Source organism: Pseudomonas syringae group sp. J309-1, from assembly GCF_032582135.1.
Lineage (GTDB): Bacteria > Pseudomonadota > Gammaproteobacteria > Pseudomonadales > Pseudomonadaceae > Aquipseudomonas > Aquipseudomonas quasicaspiana.
This window is the reverse complement of the sequence record NZ_JAWHNU010000006.1, coordinates 85,617-104,083: the sequence shown is the minus strand read 5'-3', so window position 1 is coordinate 104,083 and position 18,467 is coordinate 85,617. Positions and strand designations below refer to the sequence as shown.

Annotated in this window: 16 protein-coding genes; 8 read left to right on the top strand and 8 right to left on the bottom strand. The window is 54.7% G+C overall.

The window, feature by feature from the left end; all coding sequences use genetic code 11:
- Nucleotides 1-204 precede the first annotated feature (204 nt).
- Entirely contained in the window at nucleotides 205-522 is a 318-nt protein-coding gene (locus RX972_RS05400) for a hypothetical protein (RefSeq protein WP_231674759.1), read from the top strand.
- 20 nt (nucleotides 523-542) lie between these two features.
- Here the strand turns inward: RX972_RS05400 and RX972_RS05395 are convergent, their stop codons facing one another.
- The 3 genes from RX972_RS05395 to RX972_RS05385 are packed head-to-tail and all read right to left on the bottom strand — an operon-like array spanning nucleotide 543 to nucleotide 5,692.
- Nucleotides 543-2,924, bottom strand: a complete 2,382-nt coding sequence (locus tag RX972_RS05395; RefSeq protein ID WP_122703739.1) for a hybrid sensor histidine kinase/response regulator — start codon at nucleotides 2,922-2,924, stop codon at nucleotides 543-545.
- 30 nt (nucleotides 2,925-2,954) lie between these two features.
- On the bottom strand, nucleotides 2,955-3,416 hold the full coding sequence (locus RX972_RS05390) for a response regulator (RefSeq protein ID WP_027898985.1): 462 nt from the start codon (nucleotides 3,414-3,416) through the stop codon (nucleotides 2,955-2,957).
- On the bottom strand, nucleotides 3,416-5,692 hold the full coding sequence (locus tag RX972_RS05385) for an ATP-binding protein (RefSeq protein WP_316873157.1): 2,277 nt from the start codon (nucleotides 5,690-5,692) through the stop codon (nucleotides 3,416-3,418). The genes RX972_RS05390 and RX972_RS05385 overlap by 1 nt, the downstream gene beginning before the upstream one ends.
- Before the next feature lie 362 nt (nucleotides 5,693-6,054).
- On the opposite strand from RX972_RS05385, the gene RX972_RS05380 reads away from it, so the two are divergent.
- Nucleotides 6,055-6,393, top strand: coding sequence for a DUF4440 domain-containing protein (locus tag RX972_RS05380; RefSeq protein ID WP_027898987.1), 339 nt, complete (start codon nucleotides 6,055-6,057; stop codon nucleotides 6,391-6,393).
- A gap of 27 nt (nucleotides 6,394-6,420) precedes the next feature.
- On the opposite strand, the gene RX972_RS05375 is transcribed toward RX972_RS05380, so the two are convergent.
- Together RX972_RS05375 and RX972_RS05370 are read right to left on the bottom strand one after the other, a co-directional pair.
- The gene (locus tag RX972_RS05375; protein ID WP_316873154.1) at nucleotides 6,421-6,975 is read right to left on the bottom strand and encodes a nucleotidyltransferase family protein; all 555 of its coding nucleotides are present in this window, start codon (nucleotides 6,973-6,975) and stop codon (nucleotides 6,421-6,423) included.
- 33 nt (nucleotides 6,976-7,008) lie between these two features.
- Nucleotides 7,009-8,196: an MFS transporter gene (locus tag RX972_RS05370; protein ID WP_027898989.1), complete on the bottom strand. Its 1,188-nt coding sequence runs from the start codon at nucleotides 8,194-8,196 to the stop codon at nucleotides 7,009-7,011.
- 226 nt (nucleotides 8,197-8,422) lie between these two features.
- Here RX972_RS05370 and RX972_RS05365 point away from each other — a divergent pair, with 226 nt between their 5' ends.
- Nucleotides 8,423-9,292, top strand: coding sequence for a lipopolysaccharide kinase InaA family protein (locus RX972_RS05365; protein WP_316873150.1), 870 nt, complete (start codon nucleotides 8,423-8,425; stop codon nucleotides 9,290-9,292).
- A gap of 185 nt (nucleotides 9,293-9,477) precedes the next feature.
- Here RX972_RS05365 and RX972_RS05360 read toward each other — a convergent pair whose 3' ends face one another.
- Entirely contained in the window at nucleotides 9,478-11,370 is a 1,893-nt protein-coding gene (locus RX972_RS05360; RefSeq protein WP_316873149.1) for a WD40 repeat domain-containing protein, read from the bottom strand.
- 292 nt (nucleotides 11,371-11,662) lie between these two features.
- Between RX972_RS05360 and RX972_RS05355 the strand changes: the two genes are divergently transcribed.
- From RX972_RS05355 to RX972_RS05335, 5 genes are all read left to right on the top strand, one after another.
- Nucleotides 11,663-12,655, top strand: coding sequence for a hypothetical protein (locus RX972_RS05355; RefSeq protein WP_316873148.1), 993 nt, complete (start codon nucleotides 11,663-11,665; stop codon nucleotides 12,653-12,655).
- Between the two features lie 541 nt (nucleotides 12,656-13,196).
- Entirely contained in the window at nucleotides 13,197-13,499 is a 303-nt protein-coding gene (locus RX972_RS05350) for a hypothetical protein (protein ID WP_122808697.1), read from the top strand.
- A 182-nt stretch (nucleotides 13,500-13,681) separates the two neighbouring features.
- Entirely contained in the window at nucleotides 13,682-13,984 is a 303-nt protein-coding gene (locus RX972_RS05345; protein WP_027898995.1) for a hypothetical protein, read from the top strand.
- Nucleotides 13,985-14,129: 145 nt separating this feature from the next.
- Nucleotides 14,130-15,104 carry a hypothetical protein gene (locus RX972_RS05340; protein ID WP_316873143.1) on the top strand — a complete coding sequence of 325 codons (975 nt, stop codon included), beginning with the start codon at nucleotides 14,130-14,132 and terminating at the stop codon, nucleotides 15,102-15,104.
- Nucleotides 15,105-15,334: 230 nt separating this feature from the next.
- A complete protein-coding gene (locus RX972_RS05335) occupies nucleotides 15,335-16,264 on the top strand; it encodes a DUF3829 domain-containing protein (protein WP_316873141.1) in 930 nt (309 codons plus the stop codon).
- A gap of 155 nt (nucleotides 16,265-16,419) precedes the next feature.
- Here the strand turns inward: RX972_RS05335 and RX972_RS05330 are convergent, their stop codons facing one another.
- On the bottom strand, nucleotides 16,420-16,893 hold the full coding sequence (locus RX972_RS05330; protein WP_316873140.1) for a T6SS immunity protein Tdi1 domain-containing protein: 474 nt from the start codon (nucleotides 16,891-16,893) through the stop codon (nucleotides 16,420-16,422).
- A 771-nt stretch (nucleotides 16,894-17,664) separates the two neighbouring features.
- Nucleotides 17,665-18,243 (bottom strand): hypothetical protein, encoded by a 579-nt coding sequence (locus tag RX972_RS05325; RefSeq protein WP_316873138.1) that lies wholly within the window; start codon nucleotides 18,241-18,243, stop codon nucleotides 17,665-17,667.
- Nucleotides 18,244-18,467 lie beyond the last annotated feature (224 nt).

The following is an 18,467-nucleotide window of genomic DNA, read 5'->3' as shown; positions in this document are numbered from 1 at the left end:
TATAAACAGGTTATCGCTGTTTTCAGGCGCTTTGTGAATTAAAGAGTTTTTTGTCCAGCTGCGATAATTAATATCTAAAGTCTCGGTTTGCCACGCGGGCATGTGATCGTGCGCATGCGATGTAAAAGTCTGCGCATTATTATGATTTTTGTTTGTGGCAGAAGAGCATCTTCTCTTCGACTTATTCTTCAGATGCCTTCGCTTATGCCGTCCCCCCTTGCTGATTCTCCCCGACTGATAACCGTCGATGACCGATACAGGGTTGACCTCGCGGTATTGACTGCCGTCCGGGCGCTCAATCTTGCAGGCTCCAGAAAGCTTACGTTCGGCCAGATTTACACCCGACTGATTCGCTCCCAGGCACGCGTTCCAACCATCACGGAGTGCGTAGTGGCTGTGGATGTATTGGTAAAGGAGGGGCTGCTGGTGTCGGAGCGGGTGCTGGATGAAGATCCGGCGTTTCCGTACACCCAGCACATCATCAGTGGGCTGACCGAGATTGGCGCAGCCCTGCTGATTTAGGAGAGGTCAACAAAGGAGTGTCAGCGACGGCCTGCGCTGCTCAAGACGTCGTGCAGCTTGTTTCTCAGCTCGATCTCGTTAAACGGCTTTTGTACCACCGCGGAGCCAGTGAGGCCCAACACGTCGGTATCGGCGTAGCCGGTGACAAACAGCACGGGCAGGGTGGGATACTTTTTATGGATCAGGCTGGCCAGCTCGCCACCGGTCATGCCCGGCATTGCGAAATCAGTCAGCACCAGATCAACGCTCGGGTCCAGCATCGACAGCGCCATCGCACCGTCCTTGGCCTGTTTGACCTTGTACTCCATGGACTCGAGCATCTGTACGGTCACGGCCCGAACCTCAGGGTCATCATCTACCAGCAAAATCGTGTGTGAACCACCCACCCGCGCCGGAGCCTGATTCGGATTCTTTTCTTCCGGCAGGACAGCAGGTTTATCCACGCTGGGCAGATAGACCAGAACTCGGGTGCCGACGCCCAGTTCACTTTCAATCATCACGCCGCCGCCTGACTGCTTGGCAAAACCAAACACCTGAGCCAGGCCCAGACCTGAACCCTTGCCGACATCTTTAGTGGTGTAGAACGGCTCGAACGCGCGCAGCAAGGTTTCGGGGCTCATGCCACTGCCCGAGTCACGGATGGCCAGCACCACATATTTGCCGGGCTCCGGGTCCTCGGGACGGACCGCAGGTTGAGTGATTTCCGCGTTGAACGTGGAAAAGCACAGCGACCCACCCATGGACATGGCGTCTCGCGCATTGATCGCGAGATTGAGAATAATCATCTCGGTCTGGGTCGGATCGCCCATGGCGTACCACAGATCACTGGCCAGATCGGTCTCGATCCAGATGCTGCCGCCCAGTGCGCGACCGAGAAGGGTGCCCATGCCGCGAATAGTGTCGTTGAGATTGATCGCTGTGGGTTGCAAGCGTTGGCGTCGAGAGAACGACAGCAATTGGGCAGTGAGTCTGGCACCGCGCTCGCCAGCATCCTTGACGTTCTGCAAGCGCTTGACGGTCTTGTCCAGCGTGCCGCGTTCGATATCCCTGATCGCGAAAGTGGTACTGGTCAGAATCACGGTCAGCAGGTTGTTGAAGTCATGCGCCACACCGGCGGTCAATTGGCCCACCACTTCGAGACGCTGCATTTGTTGCAGGTCGGCTTCGATGCGTTCCCGCTCACTGATCTGCGAACGCAGGCGCTGGTTGGCTGCAGCCAGCTCATCAATGACCGCACGCTCCTCAGTGATGTCGCGAACGGCGGCATACATCAAGCCGTCCTCGGGCACGATGGTCCAGGACAGCCAGCGGTAATCACCTGATTTATGCTTCATCCGGTTGACGAAACGTGTCGATACATTGCCCTGAGCGATGCTTTCCAGCTCGTGGAGAGTGGTGTCGAAGTCTTCCGGATGGATCAACTCCCACAAGCGCATCTGGCTGATTTGTTCATGGGACCAGCCTAATGTCGCTTCCCAGGCCGGGTTGAACGATATCGGGGTCATGTCCAGTTGCAACACGGCCAGCAGCTCTCTGGACAACTCCCAGATTCGATCCCGCTCACGGGTACGCTGCTCAATACGGGCGCCCAGCACCTCGTTCAGTTCAACGAGCTCCCGGGTCGCCTGCTTGCGCTCGGTGATGTCTTGCATGACGCCAGTGATGCGCACACATTGGCCGTCTTCGAACACGGAGCGGCCACTGGAGAACAGCCAGCGTGATCGGCCACCCGGCATCAGCGCGCGATATTCGATCTGGTAGTCGGATTCCCTGGCGATGGCCGCACTGATCTTTGAGTCCAGGAGCGCGCGATCATCCGGATGGCAGCGCTCCAGAAGAAAAGGCAGGTTGACCACGGTGTTGGGCAGGATTTCATACAAGGCGTTACAGCGCTCATCCCAAAGCATACGGCCGGTGGATGGCTGAATTTCCCAGACGCCCATCATTGCTGCTTCGATGGCGAGTCTGGCCCGCACTTCGACGTCCTGAAGGGCGGTTTCCGCTGCACGGCGCTGAGTCCTTTCGCGTACTTCCGATACCGCTCGCCTGACGGCCTTGGGCAGCATCTTGAAGTTTTGCTTAAGGACGTAATCGACCGCACCCAGGCGCATCATTTCCACGGCCTGTTGCTCGCCGAAAATGCCTGAGAGAAAAATGAAGGGGGTTTCTGGCGCTAGTTGCTGGGCAATTTTCAGGACTTCTGCGCCGGAAGAACCCGGCAGCAGGAAGTCACACAGCACCACATCAAATACCTCCTGGCCCAGCGCCTGGGAGGCACCCTGGTGATTGTGCACCAGGGTCGAGTCAACTTTGATACCACTGGCCTCCAGGGACAAAAGGGTCAATTCCGCATCCTGCGGACTGTCTTCGATGAGGAGGATCTTTAATTCGTTCAGTGGCATTAAGTCTGACTGCGCTTAATCAATTTAGGGTCAGGAACTGGTACGACGCTGAGCTCTGACAGAACCTGGTGGTGGTTCGTTCAGAACGGCCCAGAAAATACCCAGATCGGAGATGGCACTGACGAACTCCTTGAATTCGACAGGCTTGACCACGTATGCGTTAACACCCAGTTCATAGGCGCGTGAAAGGTCCATTTCCTCGCGGGAGGAGGTGAGCATGACTACCGGAATGCTGCGCAAATCATCGGAATGGCGAATGGCGTCCAGTACCTGCAACCCGTCGACCTTGGGCAGTTTCAGGTCCAGAAGCAGGACCGCCGGATTACCGTCCACGCGATCGGCGTAAGCATTGCGGCGGAACAGGTAGTCAAGGGCTTCCGCGCCGTCGCGCAGAACGATCACTTCGTTGGCCAGTTGGCTGCGTTCGAGCGCAACCAGGGTCAGTTCCAGATCGTTGGGGTTGTCTTCAACCAGCAGAATTGGCTTGAGCATTATTTTTCCTTCGTACTCAGACGACTGGGTTCAGGTGTTTTGTAAGGAAGGGTGAAAGAGAACGTTGCTCCTTCGCCCAGAACGCCTTGCGCGTGAACGGTGCCGCCATGGCGCTCGATGATTCGTCGGACATTGGCCAGGCCAATTCCGGTGCCTTCGAACTCTTCCATCCGGTGCAAGCGCTGGAAGACCCCAAACAATTTGTCGGCGTATTGCATATCGAAGCCCACGCCGTTATCACGAACGCTGACGACAACACCTTGAGACTCCTGAACCGCAGTTATTTCAATGACAGCAATGGTTTCATTGCGGGTGTATTTGATTGCGTTGGCGAGCAGGTTGCGCATCGCCAGGTGTAAAAAGGCCGGGTCGGCAATGATGATTGGCAAATTGCCAACCCGCCACTCGATGGTCCGGCCTTCGTAATCGGGCTGCATTTCTCGCTGGATCGATTCGACCATGGCCGTCAGGTTGACCTCTGACTGGCGCATGGCAGAGCGCCCCATCTGAGAGAAACTCAGCAGATTGTCCACCAGCGTACCGGCAAACTTGGCTGATTCGCCGATGGTGTCGAGGAAGCGCTGGCCGCGGTGGGAGAGGTTGACCTCTTCCATGTCCTTGAGTAGTTCGGCATAACCTGCGATATGCCGAAGAGGCGCCCGCAAGTCGTGGGAAACGCTGTAGGAAAATGCTTCTAGTTCTTTATTGCTGCGCTTGAGCTCCATGGCCAGTTGCGCCATTTCTTCGGCTTTGCGTAACACGATGCCAAGAACGGCAAGACGCAGTTCCGCCACTCCTTCCAGCTCGGCGTCTTCCCAGGGAGACGAATATCCTTCGACATTCTGCTTCCACAGCTCAAAGCTCAGGCGGGGGCTCAGTGCGCCGTTTTTATCGACGGCTTTCTCGGGTTTTCCTGCCCAGTGAACAACTCGCGCCTGTTCTGGTTTGAACCAGATCAGGTAGTTCGAATGCAGCTCGGAAATCGACACTGCCAGCACACCACTCACTGACTTGGCCAGGCCCGGGATTGGTGCGATATCGAGGCTGACGTTGTTGGTATGAAAGACATTGGGCCCACCACGTTCGGCCAGCCACTCGGCAAGTGCCTGAACATGGCGCTCTGCAGGCGTCTGACCGAACAAGTGGCACTCTTCCTCGGAAACCACGGCTGCGCCGCAGGCACCCACGAACCTGATGAATGTGTCTGACAGGGATTGCAGGCCCTTGAACACGCTGTCTTGGTCGGCCATTGCCGCCAGCATGTGAACGATGTCCTTGCGCAGGCTCAGCATGCGATGGCTACGCAGGTGAGCCTCTTTGGTTTCCACTTGCAACGACAAGACCCGGCCAAGCAGCTCGCAGGCTGAGCGTGTCTGGAAACTGACAGGGTGCGGCGTGGGGTTGTGGCAGGAAATCAGGCCCCACAATTTACCATCAACCACAATCGAGATGGACATGGAGGCGCCGGTGCCCATATTGCGCATGTACTGCAAGTGGACCGGAGATACACTGCGCAGTGTCGCGTAACTCAGGTCGAGAGGGCGCCGGGTTTTTGGGTTGGTGCCAGGAATGATCGCTGACGGGGTGTAGTTCGAATCGGCAATAATCCGGATGCGGTTGAGGCAATACAGTTCACGTGCCTGAGCCGGAATATCCGACGCCGGGAAACACAGGCCCAGATAGCTGGGCATGTCCGCGTCAGCCAGCTCGGCATTGACCACACCGTTACCGGCCTCATCGAAACGGTAAGAGTTAACACGTCCGAAGCCGGTGATGCGCTTGATAAAACGGACCGAGCGTTCACACAGCTCGTCGACGCTTTCTTCTTCACGCATCTGGCTGATGAACGCACGCACCAGTGGATACAACTTGCCATGCGCCGTTACGGTGTCACCTGCCGGTTCGAACTCGGCAATCAGCACGCCTTCGTGACGGTGCAACATCATGGCAACGTGTTGACCGGCACGATCACCCTTGAGAAAGGTGACGTCACCCACGTGGTAAGGCTGCGCTTCATCTTCGTCCAGTTCACCCAACTGCCCGACGAATGCCGAGCCATCTTTGACCAGGGAATCAAGGTGGCTGCCCAGCAACACGTCATGATCGAGATTCAGCCACTGGGCAATGTTTTCGCTGATCTGAACGATCGTCATCCCGGGTTCATCAATAACGATGAGGAACCCTTGAGGCTGAATGCTACCCGGCGTGCGAATGGGTTCGCGCGCGCAGTTATCAATTGCAGCCTGCAGAGATGCATGAGTGTCGATCGCGGTCAAAACTTTCCCCTTTGAAGGCTTTTGAGACGGTACGCACAGGCTCAGGTGATGAGCTGAAGAAGGCCGAATAGCATTCGTCCCGAAAAATCCGATGACACAGTATCAAATTATGACGACTTCATTGCTGTGATTAGCGCTTTGGTAAACGGTTAGAGGCGTTTTTTTTGTTAATACCCCAGTTTTTACATCCATTCGTCTGAATACCCCTGTTCGAATAGCTGCTATAGCATTTTTTTTACAGGCTGGTCGCTTTTTTACGTTCCCTCCAGGTGGCACACCTCTATGACTAAATGACCATGAGCGGTTGTTATTCAGGCAATAATATTCTTCTGAAGCCCGGCCATCACTCAGGGAAGGCGACGATGAATATTCATGCTCACATAGAAGATCTGGAGCATCGTTTGCTCCAACAGGACGTGCGTGCTGACGAGGCAACCGTACTGGCCTTGATCGCGGATGACTTCATGGAGTTTAGTGCGAGTGGCAGGGTGTGGACCAAGGACGATGTGATTACGGGTTTAAAGTCCGAGGCCTTTGTTTCGCGGTCCATGAGTGACGTTCAGGTGCGGGCATTGGCGGCTGATGTCGTACTCATCACTTATGTGTGCCAAAGCACAGTGAACTCTTTGCGTAGCTCGATCTGGCGTAAGCATCGGGACATCTGGCAGATGACCTTTCACCAGGGCACGAAGGTTGAATAGCGCCGTTACGCCAGTGCTGACTTGTTGCTAAACAATCCGCAGCCAAGGCCAGCGACATTGATAGCTGGCCGCCTTTTTCAGAAACATTTCGGGATGAGCGTAATTCGGGTTGATTCGTAGAATGCCTTGCTCCAGTTCGGCAAGTCCATGCGGGGCATAGACTTCCAGGGTATCGATATCCAGACCAATACACGTCGCAGCAACAAGAAATCGGTCAATGCCCTGTCTGGCTGAGTGGAGTTGTGCATAGGGATGCCCGAATCGCTCACTGAACCAGAGATGCACGCGCGCCTGATTCCTGAGTTCGACGTTTACACCCAGATCCTGAAACAGTTGTGCGGCGGCTTCGATGACTTCGTTTTCTGCCTCCCAAGACAGGTCTTCATCAAAGTAAAACACGTCGTAATCATTCACGCCCCACGCAGGCGGCTGACCTGATTGTTGATTCCATACCGCCTGAAAAATGCATCCCGCGGTGAGCATGCATTGGCTGAGGCCCAGAGACGGCAGCCGGTTGACTATTTCAGCGTTCAGCGGGTTAGACATCGCGATGTCGATCAGGCGGTTTGCGGTCAGTGTCATGGTATTCCTTACGCTCAATTACAACGATGTCGCTCAATCCCCACCGTTCATACGGCGCGCAATCAGGTAGACACCCAGACCGGCCAAGGCCGTGGCGGCACCGATATACCCGGTGCTCGTCCAGCCGAGCCCGGCGGTGATAGCCATCCCGCCAAACCATGGGCCCAGCGCATTGGCCAGGTTGAACGCGGCATGGTTGGACGCTGCCGCCAGGCTGGGTGCCTCGTGGGCAATGTCCATCAAGCGGATCTGCAGTGGTGCCGCCAGTGCGACCATCGTTCCGACAAGGGCGATACCCAGCATGACGCCCCACAACGAGCCCGCTGCGAATGGGAAAAACAGCAGCACTGCCATCGACCAGACCAGCAGCACACCCACGGCGCGAAATTGCATGCGGTCGAACAGTTTGCCGCCGACGATATTGCCAATGATGCCGCCGACCCCGAATGCTGCCAGACCAAAGGGAATCCACTGCGGCGTAACCCGGGTCACCTCCAGCATCGTCGGTGCCAGATAGCTGAACACGCAGAACATTCCGGCAAAACCAATCGCCCCAATCGCAAGGGCCATCCAGACCTGCGGTTTCTTGAACGCGAGGAGCTCCTTGCGAGGATCGCTGCGCGGTTCATCGCGGCGATCAGGCACGAAGCGCCAGACCAACCCAATCGTGCAAAGCGCGATAGCCCCTACCAGGGCAAATGCAGATCGCCAGCCGAAGAATTGACCGAGAAAAGTAGCGATCGGGTTACCCAGCAACATCGCCAGGGTCAGGCCCATCATTACCCTTGCTACCGCGCCCGCACGTTTATTGGAGGGCACCATGCTCGAAGCCACCACCGCAGCAATGCCGAAATAGGCGCCATGGGGCAGGCCGCTGATAAAACGAAAGGCAATCAGGCTGCCAAATGTAGGAGTAAACGCAGTCGCCAGGTTGCCCAGAGCGTACAGCGCCATCAGCAATAACAGCAGATGTTTGCGGAGCAGTTTGGCGCCCAGAATCGCCAGCAACGGCGCTCCAACCATCACCCCTAGCGCATAGGCACTGATAGCGTGGCCCACCTGCGGTTCGCTCAATTGCAGGTTGTTGGCGATATCGGGCATCAGCCCCATGATCGCGAACTCGCCAGTACCGATAGCAAAAGCGCCAACGGCCATGGCGGCTTCCATTTTGGCTGCGGAGCGCGCGGGCAAAACGTGCCCGGATGGTTGCTGAATAGACATGCGTGTTCAAATCTCAAAAGGTGACAGGAGTTGCATCGTCGATGCCAGGCAAATATCGGCGAGAGGGTCTAGAGCGTTGTCTGGCGGGAGAGTTCAGCGTTCGTGCTGTTTTGGCGACAATAACGTACGATCTGCGGTACAGAGTTATTTCGCTCCTTCCTGCTTACACAAGTCCATGTGGCGCACGTAAGTTTATACCGTTGTTGGCATTAATACGGACATGCAGATGCGTCATCTTCAGGATTTGACCCGCGGACTTCTCAGTCAGAATATTCATGGCCTGACCTTCCATTTCGAACCCCGCTATCGAGATGAATTGGCTGCGCTGGTACGGCAGCTCATCATCGCACCGGAGCAGCATGCCACGCTGGACGTGCCCGAGCCGAACCGCGGGGTTTTTCTGCTGGAGGGGGAGCGCAAGTGGGTACTGAAATACAACCGACTGCCGCATTGGAAAAAGCAGTTGCAGAACTACCTCGGCCTGAAACGGGTTAGCGGACTGCATGACTTGACCAACGAATTCATCAATCTCTCAGCGGTATCTTCTCGTTCGATCAACGTTCCACGCGTAGCAGGCTTTGGGTATAGGGCGCGTTTTCCGTTTATCAAGGAGGAATATTTACTGCTGGGTTTTTTCGATCAGCATTGCAGCGTTGATGATCGACTCATCGCGTGTCCTGAAGATTCCAGGAACCTGCTGCCACAGGTATTCCGGTTATTCGAGCAGATGCTCAGCGAGGGTTATGTACACATGGACCCTCATCCTAAAAATATTCTGATCGGGCCGGATGGAAGTTTGCGCCTGATCGATTTCGAATGCTGCGCCCACTCGGTGATTGATCACGACTTCAGTCTTGGCTTTTTGATGGGGTACTTCTATCACTACTGGATCAAACGTTTCATTGCTCTTGAAGACTACCGGACACTCTGCGAGCGTTATTTGCGCGATGAACAGCCAAATCTGGAGCGTGCCGTTTTCGACCCAGTGTTCGAGCGCTTTCTGACAAAGAAGGTTTCGCGTACCACTCGCTATAGCATATTGACCAGTGCCAGGCATCAGGCGAAGTTCAGGAGGGCACCTGATACTCATCCTTGATGTGGGGTGCGTGCGGTTCTTGAAAACTCAGGAACTTGCGTGCTCACCCACGACAGCAGTCTGACAGGTGTGTATAAGGCCAAGGGACGAGTCCCATTATAGCGCTGGGCTCCAGCGCTTGATGGGATAAAGCGGCTTTACGCGACATGAATATTAACTTGCGTCACTGATCGACGCAGGCCAGTTCACCAGGCCGAAGGCACATCCCAGGCGACCAGTCCGTTATTACAACTTCCCCAAAGACGCTCCCCGGATGGGCTCCATTGCAGTTGCTCAAACTCCTTGCATCCTGAGGCTTCAGTTCCGAGGGTGAGTGAGCGACCGGTTTCCAGGTTCCATAGCACAGCAGAGTTTTTGCCACCGCTGCCGAGTGCCAGAAGACGGCCGTTGGGCGAACCCACCGCAGTTTTGAGCGAGTCCCGTCCGGGCAAGGTCAGTGAATAGCGCACCTTGCCACTGGCAATGTCGACAACGTGCATACCGGGATTGACCTGCTTCCCTTCATCCAATACAAAGCCGACCGCGATCCATCCACCTTTGACGGAACCAAAAGACGCAGGGTCCCAGGGTGCCATGCCAGTGTCATCGTTGCGGTCCACATCGCCCAATCGGCGCGGCAACTTCACCACGCGCAACACCTTGCCGGTTTTTCCATCGAGTTCGGCAAGGCCGTAAACGTCTTCGACCCATGTGTTGGGCATGAAGCCGTCCCAGCTTACAGGCTTGATCAGGCTATTGCCGCGCAGGGAACCTTTCATCATGTCCTGGCGCGGGGAGGCAAAGCGCAACGTGTAATTCCAGGGCGTACCGTCGCCAGCGGGTTGCGCGTTGGCTTGCCAGACATTGAGCGTGTCGCGCCCCCCGCTAAGGCTGTGGTCATAGGGTAACGGCACGCCGTTTCCATCGTGGAAATACTTTATGTAGTCGTCCGGTTTGGTCGTTTTTTCGAAGGCCATGGGGTGCTTGAACAGAGAACCGGTCTTAGCGTCAAAGCGCACAATGAGCCCGTCCGTCGTCAGATACCCCGATTGCCCAGTCGCATCGCGCGACAGCTGCCACTGGTGCGACTTTTCCTCCGTCGAGGTCCATAGTTCCCGCAGCTCACCGCCGGCGTCAGGCGACCAGCGCATCAATGCGCGCGGGTAGCTACGGATGATCAGAACACTGCCATCGCCCAGGACGATGAAGTTGTCCGGGGACTTAATGGACATGACCGCTTTCGCCTCGAGTACCTTCGCTTTGGTGTCCGGCAGGGTGAGCTTCGGCTCGGTTACAAAAGAGATTGGCCTGGAGGGCGCGCGCCATTGGTCCGGGCTTGCACCCAGTTCCACGTTAGCTTTGGGCAGCTTGCTCAACGCATCGAATACCGGGCTGAACACCTCACCTGGCACGATGCTGCGATGCAGGGTTTTGGGCGCGGAGGGGTGAAAAATGTCGAGCTCGGCCAGCTCGCGCATCCGGCCGAAGAACCCGGCGTCGGGGTTCGGATACTCATCGTTTCGCGTCAAATAGACCACTGTTGCGGGGCGACCCAAAACAGGGTCAAGCTGCATCACGCGCGCAATGACACGACCGCTGCTGCGGCCTGTTGCTCCATGCTTATGCTCAGCGCTGCCGATCCAGGATTTATACTGCTCGGTCAGCGGGGCCATGCGCTTGCTGTCTGATTGAAAGCGTATAGTCCGTTCAATAAGGGCTATACGCTCGGGTATCTCTGATTCAGCCAGAGCGCCGTCGCGTACGTCTTGTTGCAGCTTGGGTAGATCGAACTGTCGGACCAGTTCCCGTACAAGATCAGGACGGCGCGTCAACAGCACATTGCCCCATTCTTCCTCCAGTTTGGACAACGGCTCCACACCGGACCGCTCGTCCAGGCGCCCCAGGGGTCGCAACGCAGAGATGACTTGCGGCAGTACCTGGTTGTAGGGCAGGGCCACGACGATGTGCACCTCAGCAAGCCTGCGCCCATCTTTCGCCAGCTCCGACGATTGCAAAGCCGATGGAAGCCCTTTGTCGACGTCCTCGGCAGCGCTTGGCTGGATTTGCCAGCCCTGGGGTAACGCTGCGGCATTATTCATACCGCTATAACCGATCGCCGCAGCCCATAACGCATACTTCCAGAATCCTGCGCATTTCATGTGTTGTACTTCCCTGGTATTCCGGCGTTGTTGCCAGCTTCGGACACTGCTATTCAGTTAAAAATATATTCGGGTTCGTGAGCAGAAAAATCGGCAGTCAATACGGCAAGCGCTGTCAGGCATCATGCGGAGTGACTTCCTTGATTGGTCAGGACTTAGTTTGTCGGCACGTGGGAAAGTGCCGCAGTCTGGATTATCCTTCGCGATTTGAAATGAGTTTACAAGGACGTCCATGATCCCGATTAATCCCCTGGCCATGATGATCGGTTCCATGATCTTCATCTTTTCCCAGGTTTTTCTCTGGCTATTTTTAGCCTGCCTGCTGGCTTTTCTTATCCCTCGTTACAGACGCTCCATGCTGGCGCGGCCCTGGCTGTTCGGCTTGATGTTCGTAGTGCTGGCGGCCGCCAGCGTGCCCTACGTCAATATCGGGGTTACCCAATGGCTTGACTGGCGCGCACATAACCCGCGCCTGGAGCGTGAAGAAGTGCTGGGCGATCTGGTGCTGCCGGCCGGCACGCAGGTCCAGCTGGAAGACGTCAAACCCTTTAACGACCTGAGCGGTACTCCGCAGCCTTACGGCATGCAGAGCCTCAAGCACGCTGACTTCGAACGTACGCCCGGTAACATCATGGGCATACCTGTGCGTTGGCTCGAACTGTGGCAGGGCCATGGTTCGGCGATAGTGGAAATATTGGCGGCTACCGACTTGCAAGGCTGGAGGTGTGAGCCGGGCAAGGTCGAGTTCCGCTTTCCATCCGGCGCTCATTTCAAGTTCTCCGAATGGCGTTTCAACCGCTGCACGCTGGCGCCAGGCAGCAAGCAGGGAGGCATTGTCTGGCCGGGATCGTTGACGGTCTCTTCCGACTCGGGCGATAGCTGGGAGCTGAGGACGGACACGCCGACGCGCCTGCTGGGACTGGAACTGAGATGGCTGAGCATGCTCGTGAACAAGCCTGACGGTGATGTGCTCAAGTGGAGCGGTGAGTTGAACAGTGCAGCCGATTTCGGCCCTGTTCACTATCCTGTCGGCGCTCAAGTCAGCAGTTTTCAAGGCTACCTGCTCTTCAGCCCGCCACCTGAGGCGCAGGCCCTGGATCGGCGTACGGGAAAGCCCATCGAGTCTGATCATTCGGTTATGCAGAGTGCTGATGGGAAGGTTCTGGATGTGCGCCCGAATGGCGAAGTGGGTGTGTGGTTTTATGATGAGATTGTGGTTCCTTGATTCAGGGGGGGGGCATGGCCGTCGAAGGCTCTATCAAGTTCGGATCGGTTATGGAGAACGCATAATGTTCGCGACAGGAATTGCGCTATTCGCAGTAGGTTTGGGCACTGGAAATCCCGGCTTATCAGACTGTGTGAAAACGTAGCGAGCGACGGTAAGACAAGGCAAAAACAGCCGAAAAAGCGGAGTCTAGGTATTCTAAATGAGCATTTTTCGGCTGTTTTTAACGCCGTATTGCCGAGCGCAGTAGTTTTCACACAGTCTGTTATGGATACCGGGCTGTGCCTTGATGGCAGCAGGGTGTTTTAAAACAATCAATTGTTGGGACCGGCGGGAAGGAACATCGGTTAAAGCTTCCGGGCGAGGTCAACCAGACTGAGAGTGGCTGGCGCCAAAAAACATTGGCGCTTGGCTTTTCAGGCGAATTCAGTAAGATTGCGTTTTTTGGATCCAATAAGGATCTATTACCTACTCAAGCAAGCCATTGCCAGCAGCGATAGCTCACCCATTCGGGCAAAGTGCTGAAAGGAAGTCCACCAGTATGATGCCCGACGAAGCTTTACGTGTTACCCGCTGGATGCCCTGCCTCTCGATCACTACTGTGATTCTGGGTTCGATATTCGCACTCTATTTGCTGCAAAAGCCTAGCTCCTCCTTCGTCTCATCGTATTTGTTCTCGTTCGCCGTGATGTGGTTCACCAATCTGGTTTCAATGGCGCTGAACGTTATTTACTGGTCTGTCCGCCGAGGACCGAAATGGCTTTCGGTCACGCTGCTGATTCAAGCAGGGGTGTGTTTAGCCACTTTTGTTGTATCCCTCTTCGGGGGGTATTTCTTCGGCTGAGCGGTTGCAATCCGGAACGGGTAAGTAGCAGTCACACTGCCATGAACGCAAAGGCTATGAACATCCAGGTTGCTGCAAGTGAAAGCTTTATCTATTGCGGCAATTGACTTTAGTGGCGTGAACCACGCCGCAGCGATGATTCGTTGTTTGGGCAAAGCTAATTGGAAAGGATATACATCGGTATGATATCCCACGGCGTTTTACGTTTTACCCGCTGGATTGCCTGCCTCTCGATCACTACTGTGATTCTGGGTACGATATTCGCACTCTATGTACTGCAATTGCCTAGCTCTGCCTTCGTCCCGTCGTCTCTCTTCTCGTTCGCCGTCATGTGGCTCACCAACCTGATTTCAATGGCGATGAACGCTATTTACTGGTTTGTCCGCCGAGGGCCGAAAGGGCTCTCGGTGACGCTGCTGATTCAAGCAGGGCTAACGGTAGCCGGGTTTCTTGCACTGAGGTATCCGAATTATTTATTCGGCTGACCGGTTTCACTCCGGCTCGGGCGATTAGCAGTCAAGAAACACAGCGTCGTGCGACGGGGATTGATATTGATGAAAAATTTCTGATCCAGGGATCACGTCGCTAAAGAATACCCTTCACGATAATCAGAAAGTCATCAGGGAAAATATGAAATCTTTATCGGTTTTTACGCTGGTTATGGTGGCGATCCTTTCAGGCTGTGACAAAAAATTAGAAGACTTTAACCACCTTCCTGCCTCGTATGGCAGTTCAGACCAGTTGTCAGTTAATAAACAGTTACTGGCGGAGTTTAAAGATAAGAATTTTGTTTGCCGCAGTGAGACGGATTTTTTGCCGAAAGAGTCCACCGCGGCTGCGCAGGCTTTCAGGAAACTCGTGGAGTACGCCTCGCTAGGGGACCAAACCGAAAACTTCTGGATGGATAAAGAGCATAAAGAAAAGCGTGAGAGTTTACTCGCTGCTGCCGTGAAAGAGGGGAGCTGGAAGGCCACATATCTCGACAGTGTCTGGACGCTTCGTTATCCGGCCAGCCCCGAAAAAGCTGCCGCAGCGTCAGATACAATCAACGAATTTGTTCAACAGGGTGTACCAATTGTAGTCGCTGGCTATGGAGCCTCTCTTTATGGCCGGGACTACGACGCCATGTACAAGCTGCTTTCTGACGCCGTTGATCGCGGCAGCCCGCAGGCGATGGCATCAGTCGGGGGAAATATCGTCCCGCAGGCGAAAGAGCTTCATCCTGTTGGCAAACAGATGCTTGAGTGCGCGGTAAAACAGGGTTATGCCCCGGCCTACGCGAGTCTGGGGCAGTTGGCCTGGATGGAAGGGCGTCGTCTGGATGCCTACCGCTTGTGGGAAAAGGGCGTTAATGAAGGATGTGCGGATTGCAGCGAGAGACTTGAGTACATTGGACGAGTACGACCGGGCTATACGTATGCAACGCCGATGCTGGATTTGGTTCCGGAGCTCGCAGCAATTAACGCATTCTACGAGCACAATCTTTTCTACGAACTGAGTGGGCTCAGGGACTTCGAACGCCCGCTTCCTGAAGCACTCGCCTTTCATCTGGATGACAAAGAACTCCTTAAATTGCTGGAATTAGAGCAACGTACTCAGCAGTGAACTGATTACCCATTGACAGGGGCGAAAAACATATTTTCTGCAGCTGTATCAACGCGTTGCAAATAGCTTCATCCCAACATTCACGAATGTAATCATCGGCCTAATGCAGGCAGTGACGATCACATTTAAAGCGATGATGGCTTTTTGTCATTCTCCGGTGGAACCTGGCCGATATATTCCAGTCTGACTGCCAGATCTGTAACTCTCTGACTTCAAGGACGACCCCCGTTATGCCTCTCTCAGCTTTTGATCGTTTCAATAAACTTGCTGCTGTGTGTGTTCTGCTTGGCGCAATACTGGCTCTCCCAGGCTGTGATAATTCCAACTCGACCGGCAACTCTCAGACTCCTGCAACCACTCAGGCGGAATCGGCTCAAGCTGTAGAACAGCAAAAATTCAACCTGTATGTGAAAGCTTATAACCGCTTGCTGGACGACACCTTTGGACTGCTTGGAACTATCAGGTTATACGGTGAGATGAAACTTGATCGCGCCAAGCCGACTGATATGTTCCATGCTCCGTCGGCCGGCAGCTATTACACTGATGCCATCAATGACCTGAAGCAGGGCCGTGATCTTTCTGCCACAGGATCGGAAGATGCGGACGCGGCCGCTGACGCTTTACTGAAAACATTGCCTGTTGTCGTTGCACGCATCAACGAGATCGCGCCTTACTTTAACGGTGGCGCCTATCGAGAGGATAAGCTGGCAAAGGGCAAAGCCCAGGATACGGCGACTCGAGCAGCGTTCGAGGACGCCATGGAAAGCCTGGGACAGATGGATCAAGCGCTGTCGAGTCATCAACGGCGAGTTCAGGCAGAAGAGGCTGAAGCTCTTCGCAAAGAAGGCAACATGCCGGCTTACTACACGCTCAATAGCCTGATGCTCGGGACCGACATGGTAAATGCCATGAGTCAAAAGGACGTGGCGAAGGCCGACACCATCGTGCCGAACCTGGAGGCTTCACTGGAAGAACTGCGCAAGTCGCTGATCGACTACAAGGACCCTGTGACCAAGAGCAGCATGAGCATTGTGCAAAGTGCGTTGACCAACTCCATCGGTTTCATGCGGCAATACAAAGAGCTTAAACATGACTCTTCTATCAAAGCGATGATGGACTCCTACAACGCAGCAGTGGGGGCGGCAAACAATCTGCGATAGTTCCAGTCCACGGCAGCAGGAGGGCGCGCTTTGATTTTTGGAGTGGCGCTTCTGAATAATGGGCTGGGCGGGGTGCCCTCAGCTCAGCTTCGGTATTCTCATAATAGAACTGCGCTGAAGAGTCTCTTCAGCGCAGTTCATCCAACTTATGCATTTCAGGCGCTGCCGTCGAGGCCATGCATATGAGCAACAACCTGCATAAAGACCCAGGCATCACCTTTTTCGTAGGTCTCCAGCGCTTCGCTGCCGCCGAGAAACGGGTAGGGCTTCGGGATGTAGACCTGATCTTCAGCAAGGGGGCCCAGATGCTGGAATAATTCGGCGACGTGATCCGACCTCAGGACGTGCAGATCGAACCCCGGTTCTTTCAGTATCTCGGTTTCAAACTCTTCGACTGACTCAAAGCTTCCATACGACTTTGCTGCGCGCTTGAAAGGGTGCAGGACGATATAGTCCTGGTCGTCCGGGCTGCGAAGGAAGAAATGACCGAGGCTTGAGTAACCGACAACCTCAGTGTGGTCCGGGAAGCTGGGTGCCCATGCACCCAGATCGCTTGAGGGTCGAGCCGAAAAGAGTGTGTAGAGAACTGGTCCAGATGGCTTTCCGAATATTTTAGAGAAAAGTCCCAAGGGGAAACCTCAAGTCGGGCGCATCATCTCAAGAACGCGCCTGTGAATTTTTGTGGTCGTCACTATTGAGAGCCACACTCGATTTAGCGGATTACTTCAGATCTCATGTCTCGCGTGATGACTTTCACACCGTTCCAGTCGGAGCCGGAACCGTTCCGTTCAATGATAAAAGACAGTCCTTAATATGCTGACCGCCTATACCAAGTATATGCCTGGCGAAGTTACCATAGTGTGTAGGGCAGTGGAATCAATGTGTGGTGACGTGTTGAATACGGTCGCGGCACCTACCCAATGATGAGAGGGTGGAGTTCTTTCAGTAGGCTGATGAGGTGTGCATGAAGGCAGTCAGGGTGTTGATACGAGTTTTTCTGTATGGAATTTTTGTCTTTTGCCTACTCACCTATACGTTTATGCAAGGGTCAGAGTATGACTGGATGGGGCCCGATTACGTTATAGAGGATAATTCTAATGACAGGGGGCCTATAAGATTTCTAGCGGTGGCAATTGCCTTATTCACTCAGTTTTTGATTTATGTGAGCTGTTCCAGGAAAGAAGCCGCAATGACTGTTGTATTGCTTGCGGTTGTGGTTGGTGTTTATTGGTGATCGGTATGCCCGCCTGATAGGTAGGCGGATTTGCAGTCCCTTTCCATCCTCCTGAAACTATCCCGCACTCCCTCCGCCAGCATGGGGTAGCAGCCCCATGCAAATCGTGCAGACCTGTCTCTCTGACTAGTACAGCCACGTGCGGTGCTCCGGCAGTTTAAGACAATTATTCAGCCGTGCCCTGGCGCCATTCCACCTCAAAGCGATAGTTGACATCCACCTTACTGGCATCTACCGGCAGCTCGGTCTTGGTCAGCACAAACTCGAAGGCTGGCTCGAAGTATCCATCGCGCAGGATTTCGCCCGCCAGTATCTCGACTTCATACCAGCCATTCTCGACTTCAATCGTCGGTCTGTTGGGTTGCTGATAGCGCTCGAGCAACTCATCGAGGTTGTCCTCCGTGAACGCCTGCAGAATGCGCCACGTATACAGATGGATGCGGCCGTGCTCCACACGCAACGAATAACCGCCGCGCCGATGCTGGATGCGGTCTTCGTACCGTGGCATTTCTGGTTCGGTACCTGCTAACGTGAAGACAATCGTGTACGGATGGTTTTCCACTCCGATGAGCGGGATGAGGACACCTTCAAGAACGGCCGCGTCGCCGCTTTCATTGGAAACAAACTCGCTAGCCAGGTCATCGGGAAGTTGATGCTCTTGCTTGAAACGTTTGAGCAGTTGCAAGTCACTGAGCAGGAAGTAGTCAATCAGGTCATTAAGGACTTCGGAAAATATATATTGCATGAGGAGGTATCCTTGGCGTCACGGCGCGAAATGAAAAATTAGCATGGCATTGGCGAGTACGTTTCTCTCATTGCCCTCATCTAACCTTTTCTACGCTGAGTCCACCGGTCAGATGATTTGGAGCCTGGTTGTGGTGGGGGCGTGGTTGGGCGCAATCACCCGGAGATCGCATTCATTGATCATAACCTGCTGTGGTGCGGGCTTCCTGAGGTAATGATCCAGGG